This window comes from Sphingobium sp. V4, from assembly GCF_029590555.1.
GTDB lineage: Bacteria > Pseudomonadota > Alphaproteobacteria > Sphingomonadales > Sphingomonadaceae > Sphingobium.
Genome location: NZ_CP081001.1, coordinates 657,756 through 669,398, shown reverse-complemented (window position 1 = coordinate 669,398; position 11,643 = coordinate 657,756). Strand labels below are relative to the sequence as shown.

At 64.8% G+C, this 11,643-nt stretch carries 12 protein-coding genes; 5 read left to right on the top strand and 7 right to left on the bottom strand.

Translation table 11 applies throughout. From position 1 onward, the window contains the following. Positions 1-8: 8 nt before the first annotated feature. The 4 genes from K3M67_RS03455 to eno form a co-directional block, all read right to left on the bottom strand. Positions 9-1,370 carry a pyruvate dehydrogenase complex E1 component subunit beta gene (locus K3M67_RS03455; RefSeq protein ID WP_066858245.1) on the bottom strand — a complete coding sequence of 454 codons (1,362 nt, stop codon included), beginning with the start codon at positions 1,368-1,370 and terminating at the stop codon, positions 9-11. Then, positions 1,370-2,443 (bottom strand): pyruvate dehydrogenase (acetyl-transferring) E1 component subunit alpha, encoded by a 1,074-nt coding sequence (pdhA, locus tag K3M67_RS03450; RefSeq protein WP_066858242.1) that lies wholly within the window; start codon positions 2,441-2,443, stop codon positions 1,370-1,372. Before pdhA ends, K3M67_RS03455 begins: the two co-directional genes overlap by 1 nt. A gap of 228 nt (positions 2,444-2,671) precedes the next feature. Then, positions 2,672-2,983: an FtsB family cell division protein gene (locus tag K3M67_RS03445; RefSeq protein ID WP_066858239.1), complete on the bottom strand. Its 312-nt coding sequence runs from the start codon at positions 2,981-2,983 to the stop codon at positions 2,672-2,674. Positions 2,984-3,074: 91 nt separating this feature from the next. After that, positions 3,075-4,349 (bottom strand): phosphopyruvate hydratase, encoded by a 1,275-nt coding sequence (eno, locus tag K3M67_RS03440; RefSeq protein WP_066858237.1) that lies wholly within the window; start codon positions 4,347-4,349, stop codon positions 3,075-3,077. Positions 4,350-4,574: 225 nt separating this feature from the next. Between eno and K3M67_RS03435 the strand changes: the two genes are divergently transcribed. The 5 genes from K3M67_RS03435 (at position 4,575) to K3M67_RS03415 (ending at position 6,886) form a co-directional block, all read left to right on the top strand. Then, on the top strand, positions 4,575-5,198 hold the full coding sequence (locus K3M67_RS03435) for a hypothetical protein (RefSeq protein ID WP_285832291.1): 624 nt from the start codon (positions 4,575-4,577) through the stop codon (positions 5,196-5,198). An 83-nt stretch (positions 5,199-5,281) separates the two neighbouring features. Then, a complete protein-coding gene (locus tag K3M67_RS03430; protein ID WP_285832290.1) occupies positions 5,282-5,671 on the top strand; it encodes a hypothetical protein in 390 nt (129 codons plus the stop codon). Continuing rightward, positions 5,668-5,991, top strand: coding sequence for a hypothetical protein (locus K3M67_RS03425; RefSeq protein ID WP_066858228.1), 324 nt, complete (start codon positions 5,668-5,670; stop codon positions 5,989-5,991). Before K3M67_RS03430 ends, K3M67_RS03425 begins: the two co-directional genes overlap by 4 nt. Then, positions 5,984-6,559, top strand: coding sequence for a DUF883 family protein (locus tag K3M67_RS03420; protein WP_066858386.1), 576 nt, complete (start codon positions 5,984-5,986; stop codon positions 6,557-6,559). The genes K3M67_RS03425 and K3M67_RS03420 overlap by 8 nt, the downstream gene beginning before the upstream one ends. 105 nt (positions 6,560-6,664) lie before the next feature. Beyond that, complete coding sequence (locus tag K3M67_RS03415; RefSeq protein WP_066858225.1) at positions 6,665-6,886, top strand: DUF4170 domain-containing protein; 222 nt, start codon at positions 6,665-6,667, stop codon at positions 6,884-6,886. A gap of 126 nt (positions 6,887-7,012) precedes the next feature. Here the strand turns inward: K3M67_RS03415 and K3M67_RS03410 are convergent, their stop codons facing one another. From K3M67_RS03410 to carB, 3 genes are all read right to left on the bottom strand, one after another. Continuing rightward, complete coding sequence (locus K3M67_RS03410; RefSeq protein WP_066858222.1) at positions 7,013-7,651, bottom strand: rhomboid family intramembrane serine protease; 639 nt, start codon at positions 7,649-7,651, stop codon at positions 7,013-7,015. A 26-nt stretch (positions 7,652-7,677) separates the two neighbouring features. Next, on the bottom strand, positions 7,678-8,154 hold the full coding sequence (greA, locus tag K3M67_RS03405) for a transcription elongation factor GreA (RefSeq protein WP_066858219.1): 477 nt from the start codon (positions 8,152-8,154) through the stop codon (positions 7,678-7,680). An 81-nt stretch (positions 8,155-8,235) separates the two neighbouring features. Next, positions 8,236-11,571, bottom strand: a complete 3,336-nt coding sequence (carB, locus tag K3M67_RS03400; protein WP_285832289.1) for a carbamoyl-phosphate synthase large subunit — start codon at positions 11,569-11,571, stop codon at positions 8,236-8,238. Positions 11,572-11,643 lie beyond the last annotated feature (72 nt).

Here is an 11,643-nt window from a genome sequence, read left to right as displayed (position 1 = left end):
TTCGCGTCTTATTTGTAGCAGACCTTTTTCGCTGCCGCGACCACGCGGGCCGCATCGATCAGCGCCGCCTTTTCGAGGTTGGCGGCATAGGGCAGCGGCACATCCTCGTTGGTCACGCGCAGCACCGGCGCGTCGAGATCGTCGAAGCCCTGCTCCATGACGACCGCGGCGATTTCCGACGCGATCGAGCAGACCGGCCAGCCTTCTTCCACCACAACCAGGCGGTTGGTCTTCTTCAGGCTTTCCAACACGGTCGCGGTGTCGAGCGGGCGCAGCGTGCGCAGGTCGATCACTTCGGCGTCGATGCCCTCGGCCGCCAGCGTCTCGGCCGCTTCCAGGGCGATGCCCACGCCGATCGAGTAGCTGACGAGGGTCACGTCCTTGCCCGGCTTCATGATCCGCGCCTTGCCGATCGGCAGGACATAGTCATCCAGCTTGGGCACGTCGAAGCTGCGGCCATAGACAAGTTCGTTTTCCAGGAACACGACCGGGTCGTTGGAGCGGATCGCGGCCTTGAGCAGCCCCTTGGCGTCGGCCGCGTCGTAGGGCGCGATGACGATCAGGCCGGGGACGGCGGCATACCAGGGGCCGTAATTCTGGCTGTGCTGCGCGCCGACGCGGCTGGCCGCGCCGTTGGGACCGCGGAACACGATGGGGCAGCGCATCTGGCCACCGGACATGTAGTTGGTCTTGGCCGCCGAGTTGATGATGTGGTCGATCGCCTGCATGGCGAAGTTGAACGTCATGAACTCGATGACCGGACGCAGGCCGCCCATCGCCGCGCCCGCGCCGATGCCGGCAAAGCCATATTCGGTGATCGGCGTGTCGATCACGCGCTTGGCGCCGAACTCGTCCAGCAGGCCCTGCGTGACCTTGTAGGCACCCTGATATTCGGCGACTTCCTCACCCATGACGAAAACGCGCTCGTCCTTGCGCATTTCTTCCGCCATCGCGTCGCGCAGCGCTTCACGAACGGTCGTCTTGACGAATTCGGTGCCTTCCGGGATCGCGGGATCCTGCACGGTCGCCTTGGCCTCGACCGCCGGCTTGGCCGTGCCGCTCTCGGCCTTCTTCGGCGCTTCGGGCGCGGCTTCGGCCTTGGGCGCCGGCGCGGCGGCGGCTTCCCCGCCCTCGCCCGCCATCTCGGCGATCACGGTGCCGACCTTCACGCCCTCGGTGCCCTCGGCGATGACGATCTTGCCGATCTTTCCCTCGTCCACGGCCTCGAATTCCATCGTCGCCTTGTCGGTCTCGATCTCGGCCAGGATGTCACCCGACTTCACGTCATCGCCTTCCTTGACCAGCCACTTGGCCAGCGTGCCCTCTTCCATCGTCGGCGAGAGCGCCGGCATCTTGATTGCGATACCCATCAATATTGCTCCACCAGCACGTCGGTATAGAGTTCGGACATTTCCGGTTCAGGCGATGTTTCCGCGAAATCGGCCGCTTCCGCGACGATCTTGCGAATATCCTGGTCGATGACCTTGATCTCGTCCTCCGATACGCCAGCTTCGAGCAGATATTTCTTCACGCCCTCGATCGGGTCGGACTTTTCGCGCATCGACTGCACTTCCTCGCGCGACCGGTACTTGGCCGGGTCGGACATGGAATGGCCGCGATAGCGATAGGTCTTCATTTCCAGCAGGATCGGGCCATTGCCGCCCTGCACCCACTTCAGCGCTTCCTCGGTCGCGCCGCGCACCGCCAGCACGTCCATGCCGTCGACCTGGAGGCCGGGGATACGGAAGCTTTCGCCGCGACGATAGAGCTGGTCCTCCGACGAGGCGCGGTTGACGCTGGTGCCCATGGCGTACTGGTTGTTCTCGATCACGAAGATGATCGGCAGCTTCCACAGCTCGGCCATGTTGAACGATTCATAGACCTGGCCTTGGTTGGCCGCGCCGTCGCCGAAATAGGCGACGCAGACGCCGCCGTCGCCATTATATTTGTGCGCGAAGCCCAGCCCCGCGCCCAGCGACACCTGCGCGCCGACGATGCCGTGGCCGCCGTAGAATTTATGCTCGACGCTGAACATGTGCATCGAACCGCCCTTGCCACGCGAGATGCCGGCTTCACGGCCGGTCAGTTCGGCCATGATGACATTGGGATCGATGCCATAGGCCAGCATGTGGCCATGGTCGCGATAGCCGGTGATAACGCTGTCCTTGCCGGGCTTGAGCGCCGACTGGATGCCGACCGCGACCGCTTCCTGGCCGATATAGAGGTGGCAGAAGCCACCGATCAGGCCCAGGCCGTACAACTGGCCTGCCTTTTCCTCGAAACGGCGGATCAGAACCATCTGCCGGTAAAATTCCAGCAGCTCTTCCTTGCTGGCCTTGTAGTCGGTGGGAGTTTCGGGGCGCGGCCGATTATGGTCCGCTCCGGCGGGCGCTGCGGCCTTTGCCTTTGCACTAGAAGCACGCGGCGTCGTTGGTTTCGCCAAGGCTCTTATCCTTTTGCGTGGGTAGGATGGAAGGAAGCCCGATATAGCGGCAGAGTTGCATAAATTGCAACGGCGGACCCCACGGAATCCGGGCAAAACCAATAGCTGCCACCGAAAACTGATGAGTCTGAATGGCCTGCGCAAATGCCGCCCGGATCAGCTCGCAGCAAAATTACCAGGACGGCATTTCCGGCGCAAAATCCTTGCGCCACCCCTGCCCGCGAAGGGTCAGTTGAGCGGGACGATCACCTCGTCATGGTGAATCACGCCCAGCTGGCGGCGGATCAGTTCGTCCGAAAGATCGGGGTCCACCCGGCGCGGATCGAGCAGGTCGACCCGGTTGCGCAGTTCGGCGCGGGCCGCCTGGGTCTTTTTCAGCTCCGCCTGCGCGGCGCGCAGCTGGCGGGTGTAATCGCCCCACGCCAGGACGCCGTTCGACCCCAGCACGACATAGCCCGCGAAGGACAGCAGCAAGAGCAGCGCGATCGCGGGACCAAAGGCGGATGCCAGCAGCAGTCGAAGTTTCGCGATATGCGCCATGGGCTAGTGGAATCACAGCAAAAGGCCGGCCGCAAGTGAAAAATCACCAACTTGCGACCGGCCGATCAATTTCGCCCTTCGGGGCCGGGATTTAGCGGAAGATGGAACGCCCCGCATAGACGGCGATGTCGCCCAGTTCTTCCTCAATGCGGATCAGCTGGTTATATTTGGCAAGCCGGTCCGAACGGGCGAGCGAGCCGGTCTTGATCTGGCCGCAGTTGGTCGCGACGGCGAGGTCGGCGATGGTCGCGTCCTCGGTTTCGCCCGACCGGTGCGACATGACGGCGGTATAGCGCGACCGGTGCGCCAGATCGACGGCCGCCAGCGTCTCCGTCAGCGTACCGATCTGGTTAACCTTGACCAGCAGCGAGTTGGCCAGCCCCTTGCCGATACCCATCGCCAGGCGCGCCGGGTTGGTGACGAACAGGTCGTCGCCGACCAGTTGGACCTTGCCCCCGATCTTGTCGGTCAGCGCCTTCCAGCCCTCGAAATCATCCTCGCTCATGCCGTCCTCGATCGACTTGATCGGATAGTCGGCGCACAGCGCGGCGAGATAGTCGGCCATCTCGACCGGCGACAAGGACAGGCCTTCGCCCGAAATCTCATATTTGCCGTTCTTGAAGAATTCGGTCGCGGCGCAGTCCAGCGCCAGCACGACATCGTCGCCCGGCTTGTATCCGGCCTTCTCGACCGACAGCATGATGAAGTCGAGCGCGTCGCGGGTCGAGGCGATGTTGGGGGCAAAGCCGCCCTCGTCGCCGACCGAGGTGGCCAGACCCTTGTCGTGCAGGCCCTTCTTGAGCGTGTGGAAGATTTCCGACCCGATCCGCACGGCGTCGGCAATGCTTTCCGCACCGACGGGCATGATCATGAATTCCTGGAAGTCGATCGGATTGTCGGCATGTTCGCCGCCGTTGATGATGTTCATCATCGGCACCGGCAGGACATGGGCCGACACGCCGCCGACATAGCGATAGAGCGGCAGGCCGCGCGCGTCGGCGGCCGCCTTGGCCGTGGCGAGCGACACGCCCAGGATCGCGTTGGCACCCAGTCGCGACTTGTTCTCGGTGCCGTCCAGCGCGATCATCGCGGCGTCGACCTCGGCCTGGTCCTCGGCGTCGAGGCCGATGATCTGCTCGGCAATCTCGTCATTGACCGCCGCGACCGCGGCCAGCACGCCCTTGCCCAGATATTTGCTCTTGTCGCCGTCGCGCTTCTCGACCGCCTCATAGGCGCCGGTCGATGCGCCCGATGGCACTGCGGCACGGCCGAAGCTGCCATCTTCCAGCATGACGTCGACTTCGACGGTGGGATTGCCCCGACTGTCGAGGATCTGGCGGGCGTGGATGTCGAGAATAGCGGTCATGATCGCTCCCTGATAAATGGCCCCATGGCGGCCGGGCGGCTATTTCGCGCCCCGCTTAGCCAGCGCCTCCCGCCTTGGCAATGCGGGGGCTTGCACGACGCGAAAAAATGCCGATGCTCAAAATGTAACGGCAACGGAACTGTAGGCCGCCGCAAAGCATTAGGAGCATGACCCCGCCGCGTTCGCGCGGCCGCCATGCTGGACATGAAAGGGAGACTGAGGACGATGGCCGACACACCGGAAACACCGCCCGTCAAGCGCGCGAAGAAAACGCCGGCGGCCAAGCCCGTCAAGGCGAAACCGGTCAAGGCGACGACGACCGCCGCGACGCCGGTGAAGGCCGCGCCGGTCAAGACGGCTGCGACCCGCAAGGCGCCGGCAGCCAAGGCGCCAGGTAATGGCGCGGCCGCCCATGGCTGGAGCGCGCAGATCGCGCCGCTCAAGGAACAGGCTGAAAAGGCCGCCCGTTCCGCCGCCGACAAGATCAACGCGGTCGATTGGAAAGCCCATATCGACCCGATCAAGGAGCAGGCGGGGAAGACCGCCAAGTCGGCCGCAGGCGTGGCGAAGGACAAGACCGGCACGGCCATGCAGAGCCTGGCCAAGCTGATTTCCGACACGGCCGGCACGGTCGATGCCAAGCTCGGCCCGCAATATGGCGACTATGCGCGACAGGCCGCCGAACAGGTGGCGGGCGCCGCCGACAAGCTCGAAAGCAAGGATGTCGACCAGCTGATGGACGAAGCCCGCGATTTCGTGCGCAAGAGTCCTGCCGTCGCCATCGGCGCCGCAGCGGTGGTCGGCTATGTGCTGATGCGCCTCGCCAAGGGGTCGGACGACAAGGCTTGAAGCATTGGGGCCTGAGCGATCGGGCCGAATGTGGCGCCTGATCGCCCCACCCACAGGCCCGCGACACCGGGCGGAGAGTCGTTTTGATTGAGCAGTCAGCGGAAACGGCGGTCACGCCGCACACCGACGTGGCCGAAGAGGCCGCGCAGGAGGAATCCGTGCGCGAAGCCTTCGCGCGCTTCTATGCCGATGCGCGCGCCTATGCCGCCGCCGAAGCCGACCGGCAGAAGCTGCGGGCCGGGATCGTCGCGACGGCATTACGCAACGCGGCGATCCTGGCCGTCGTCGCCTTCATCCTCAGCTTCGCCAGCATCGTCGCCCTGCTGGTCGGAATCATCCTCTCGCTCCAGGCACGCCTCGGCCCGCTCGGCGCGACGGCGGCGGTGGTCGGCGGCGGGCTGCTGCTCGCCATCATCCTGCTGTTGCTGGCCAGGGGCTGCGTTACCCGCATGAAGAAAGCGATCGCGCCATGACGCCCGAAGCAGCCTATCGGGCAGCCAGTGCCCGCGCTGAAGAACAACGCGCCCGGCTGGCCCAAAGCGCGCAGGCCGCCGCCACGCGGATTGCCCCTGCCCGGCTGAAACGGGACGCCGTGAGCAAGCTGACATCGACCGCGCTCGACGGCGCCGCCTATGCCGCCGCGAAGGTGCAGCAACGCCCCGTCGCAATCGGCGCAGCGGCCGCCGCCTTCGGCCTTTTCCTCGCGCGTCGCCCGCTGGCGGCACTTTTCGGCCGGCTGTACGTTCGCTTCAGGAACAAGGACACCGACCTTTCGGAGAATGATGATGGCTGATATCCGCGCCCAGATTACCCGCGTCCGCGAAGCAGCGAACGATGCCGCGATCACGGCGACAGACCGGATCAGGGACACCACCGAAAAGGCGCGCGAGGGCGCCGGCGAACTGATCCAGACCGGCCGTGACAAGGCGACCGACGCCTATGCCGACGCGCGCGACAAGACGCAGCGTGCCGCCACCCGCGCCAACCAGATCGTGCAGGACCATCCGGTCATCGCGGTGGCGGGCGCAGTCGCCGCTGGCGCTCTGATCGCCTGGATGTTCCCCAAGAGCCGCCGCGCGATGAAGGCGCTGCCGGGCCTTGCCGCTACGGCCGGAGCAAAGGTCGTCGAGGCTGCCGTCGCCGCACGCGCCGCTGCGGCGGAAGGCGCCGAAACGGTCCGGCACGGCGCAAGCACGGCGCTGCACGCCGCCGGCGACGCCGCGTCGACCGCGAAGGACAGCGTCGCCGCGTCCGAACTGCCGGCCAAGGCGTCCAGGCTCGCCGATGATGTCGCGGCGCTGGTCGCCGCGAGGGTGGATGCGATCAGCAGCGCGATCAAGGCACGATTGCCGAAAAACTAATCGCGATTGCGGCAAACGCAATCGAAGCGCAGCCCTGCCCTCCTTGGCTGATTGCGGACGCGATGCTAAAGCCCCGCTATCAGCCAAAGGAGAAAATATAAAACCATGAGCAAGATGCATCTGGTGATGGGTGGTCGCGTCACCGACCCGCAGACGCTTGAATTTCAGGATCTGAGCACGGTCGATCTGGTCGGCGTGTTTCCCGATTATGCCTCGGCCGAAAAGGCCTGGCGCGGGGCCGCCCAGCGCACCGTGGACGACGCGGAAATGCGCTATGTGATCGTGCACCTGCACCGCCTGCTGGAGCCGGAACTGCCGGGCGCCTGATCCACAGGGGTATTCACATTCCGTCCGCCTGAGCTTGTCGAAGCGTCAAACGCATGACGTACCTCGTTCGAAGCAGATCGAGGCTTCGACAGGCTCAGCCCGGACGAGCAAAGACAAAGCGGTCCGTCAATTCACCACGCGCGGCTTTTTCCGGAAGCGCCAGCGCAGCAGCGGGCGGGTCATCGCCAGTCCAGCGAGGAAGCCGCCAATATGCGCGGCGATCGCGATCTGACCCAGATCGCCAAAGCCCCCGGACGTCGCCACGCCGATCATCAGCTGGATCGCGATCCAGCCGGCCGCCAGCCACAGCACCCGCACCAGATTGGCCGAAATCGGCCCCACCCGGCGCACCTGCTGCTGGCTGTAGAGCAGCGAATAGGTGGCGAGGATCGCGGAGATCGCACCGCTTGCACCGATCATCGGATTGGTCGAGGCCGGGTCCACCGCCCATTGGACAAGGCAGGCGGCATAGGCGCCCACGACATAAAGCGCCAATGTCCCGCCCCAGCCCAGCACATGCTCAACCTGCCGTCCGCAAAAGAGCAGCATCAGCATGTTGAAGCCGATGTGGAGCCAGCCCGCATGAAGCAGCGTGCAACTGAGCGGAGTCAGCCAGACGGGCACCGCCGCCATGCCCGCCAACAGTGCCGAATCATCGACCCGCGCGGGGATGAAGCCGCCGATGATCGCGGCGTCGCCGACGCGGTCCGTCAGCAGCAGCAGCAGGAAGGCGGCGACGCTGGTCGCCGCGATCCCGTTGGTCATCCGGCCTGCGGGCAATCGCACGGCGTTCAGATGAACTGGATTTTGTCGACCAGGTAGAATTTGTCGCCCGACGGAACCGACACTTCGACCTCGTCGCCGACCTCGCGGCCGATCAGCGCACGGCCCAGCGGGCTGTTATAGCTTATCATGCCCGCCTTGGCGTCGGCCTCGGCCTGGCCGACGATCTGATACTGGATCGGCTTGTCGTCCTCGTCCAGCAGCGTCACGGTCGCGCCGAACACGATCTTGTCGCCCGACAGGGTTGTCGGATCGATGATCTGCGCGCGCGACAGCTTGTCTTCCAGATCGTTGATTGTCGCCTCGACCTGGCCCTGCCGCTCCTTGGCGGCATGATATTCGGCGTTTTCGGACAAATCGCCGTGCGCGCGCGCTTCTTCGATGGCGTCCACGATCAGAGGGCGCTCGGCCTTCAGCTCGCGGAGCTGCGCGTTGAGCTTGTCATAGCCCATCTGCAGCATCGGCATCTTCTCGACGGTCGCCATTATTGCAAATCCTTCGTCAAAACTTCCCTTTGGCGGCCCCGACCATGGGGCCGCCCGCAGCGTGGTTCCTGGTGCAGGGGATCAGGCGTGCGACAGAGGATAATAGGACTGGAGCGATCGTACTTCAAGGGCATGACCACGAAGCGCCTCGATCGCGTCTGCCGCGGCGACGCTGGCGGCCGCCGTGGTGAAGCTGGCGATCTTCGCTCGCAGCGCCGACGTGCGGATCGCCTTGCTGTCCTTCAGGGACTGCCACCCTTCGGTGGTGTTGAAGATCAGCTGCACGTCGCCGTCGGTGATCTTGTCGACGATGTGCGGGCGCCCTTCGGCCACCTTGTTGACATGGCTGACCGCGATGCCGTTGGCTTCCAGATAGGCTGCGGTGCCGCCGGTCGCGATGATGGTGAAGCCCATCGCCGCCATCTTCTGCACCGCCGGCAGGATCACCGGCTTGTCGCTGTCCTTGACAGACACGAACACGGTGCCGCTGGTCGGCAACACGGTGCCCGCGCCGAGCTGCGCCTTGGCGAAGGCCGTGGCGAAATTGCTGTCGATCCCCATGACTTCGCCGGTGCTCTTCATTTCCGGCGACAGCACGGGATCGACGCCAGGGAAGCGCGCGAAGGGGAAGACCGCTTCCTTGACCGCGATGTGCGAAATCGCGTTGCGATCGATCTTCGGCAGATCCTTCAGCTTCTCGCCCGCCATCACGCGCGCCGCGATCTTGGCGATGGGCGTGCCGATCGCCTTGGCGACGAAGGGCACGGTGCGGCTGGCGCGCGGGTTCACCTCGATCAGATAGACCAGGCCGTCCTTGACCGCGAACTGGATGTTCATCAGGCCACGGACGCTCAGCGCGCGGGCCAGAACCTCGGTCTGCCGTTCGATTTCGGCGATGATCTCATCCGACAGGCTGTAGGGCGGCAGCGAGCAGGCGCTGTCGCCCGAATGGACGCCGGCCTCCTCGATATGCTGGAGCACGCCCGCGACGACCACATCGTCGCCGTCGCACAGCGCGTCCACGTCCACCTCGACAGCGTCGCGCAGATACTGGTCGATCAGCACCGGCGAGTCGCCCGAAACCTGCACGGCGGTGGCGATATATTCCTCCAGTTGCGCCTGCCCGTCGACAATCTCCATCGCCCGGCCGCCCAGCACATAGCTCGGACGCATCAGCACCGGATAGCCGATCCGGTTGGCGACCGCGATCGCCTCCTCGCGGCTGCGCGCGATGCCGTTGGCAGGCTGCTTCAATTTCAGCTTGTCGATCAGCGCCGCGAAACGCTCGCGATCCTCGGCCAGGTCGATGGCATCGGGCGATGTGCCCAGGATCGGGATACCCGCATCCTCCAGCGCCTGCGCCAGCTTGAGCGGGGTCTGGCCGCCGAACTGGACGATGACGCCGGCCAGCGTACCGTTCGACATTTCGACGTGCAGGATTTCCAGCACGTCCTCGGCCGTCAGCGGCTCGAAATAGAGGCGGTCGGACGTGTCATAGTCGGTCGAGACCGTTTCCGGGTTGCAGTTGACCATGATCGTCTCATAGCCGACGTCCGCCAGCGCGAAGCAGGCATGGACGCAGCAATAGTCGAACTCGATGCCCTGGCCGATCCGGTTGGGGCCGCCGCCCAGGATGACGACCTTCTTCCGGTCGCTGGGCTGTGCCTCATTTTCCGCCACACCGAAGATCGGCGCTTCATAGGTGGAATACATATAGGGCGTCTTCGCCTCGAACTCGGCGGCGCAGGTGTCGATCCGCTTGAACACCGGGCGCACGCCCAGCTTGTGGCGCAGCTTGCGCACCTCGTCCTCGGTCACGCCGCCGGTCATCGCCTTGACCGCTTCGTGGATCAGGCCCGACCCGCGCGCGATGCCGCGCTCCATGCCGCGCAGATTGGCGGACTTCAAGGCCAGCCAGGCGAGGCGCTTGTCGGAAAAGCCCATCGACTTGAGGCGACGCATCGCGTCGGCATCCTGCGGCAGGCCGTTTTCCAGGACATCGCTTTCGGCGTCGACGATTTCCTTGATCCGCTCCAGGAACCAGGGGTCGAACTTCGCGATGCTATGGATTTCCGCGACGCTCAGCCCCTCGCGCAGCGCCTGCGCGGCGACCAGCAACCGGTCAGGCGTCGGCTGGGCGAGCGCCGCGATGATATCGTCCTTGGGCGCGCCGACCAGATGGTCGACCTGGTTGAAGCCGCTGAGGCCGGTTTCCAGGCCGCGCAGCGCCTTCTGCATCGATTCATGAATATTGCGCCCTATCGCCATGACTTCGCCGACGGACTTCATGGCGGTTCCGAGCAGTGGCTCGGACCCCTTGAACTTCTCGAAGGCGAAGCGCGGGATCTTGGTCACGACATAGTCGATCGTCGGCTCGAACGAGGCCGGGGTGGCGCCGGTAATGTCATTCTCGATCTCGTCCAGCGTGTAGCCCACGGCCAGCTTGGCCGCGACCTTGGCGATCGGGAAGCCGGTCGCCTTCGACGCCAGCGCCGAGGAGCGCGACACGCGCGGGTTCATCTCGATCACGATCAGGCGGCCATCCTTCGGATTGACCGCGAACTGCACGTTGGAACCGCCTGTTTCGACGCCGATTTCACGCAGCACCGCGATGCTCGCGTTGCGCATGATCTGATATTCCTTGTCGGTCAGCGTCAGCGCCGGCGCGACGGTGATGGAGTCCCCGGTGTGAACGCCCATCGGATCGACATTCTCGATCGAGCAGATGATGATGCAGTTGTCGTTCCTGTCCCGAACGACCTCCATCTCATATTCCTTCCAGCCGAGCAGCGATTCCTCGATCAGCACCTCGGTGGTCGGCGACGCATCCAGCCCTTCGCTGACGATCCGCTTGAACTCTTCGCGATTATAGGCGACGCCGCCGCCCGTGCCGCCCAGCGTGAAGCTGGGGCGGATGATCGAGGGCAGGCCCGTGAACTCCAGCGCGTCGAGCGCCTCCTCCATGCTGTGCGCGATGCGCGAGCGCGCCGATTCCAGCCCGATCTTGTCCATCGCGTCGCGGAACTTCAGGCGGTCCTCCGCCTTGTCGATCGCCTCGGCGTCGGCGCCGATCATCTTGACGCCATATTTCTCCAGCGTGCCGTCATTGAACAGCGCCAGCGCCGTGTTCAGCGCCGTCTGCCCGCCCATGGTCGGCAGCACCGCATCGGGCCGCTCCTTCTCGATGATCTTCGCCACGATTTCGGGCGTGATCGGCTCGACATAGGTCGCGTCGGCAAATTCCGGGTCGGTCATGATCGTGGCCGGGTTGGAATTGACCAGGATGATGCGATAGCCCTCCTCTTTCAGCGCCTTCACCGCCTGCGTGCCCGAATAATCGAACTCGCACGCCTGGCCGATGATGATCGGACCAGCGCCGATGATGAGGATGGAGGAGATGTCGGTGCGTTTGGGCATTAGTTCAGCCTGTTTTCGGTCAGTGTGATGCCCGCTGGTGAAGCGGCCTTGATACAGTCGAGCGTCCGCGCG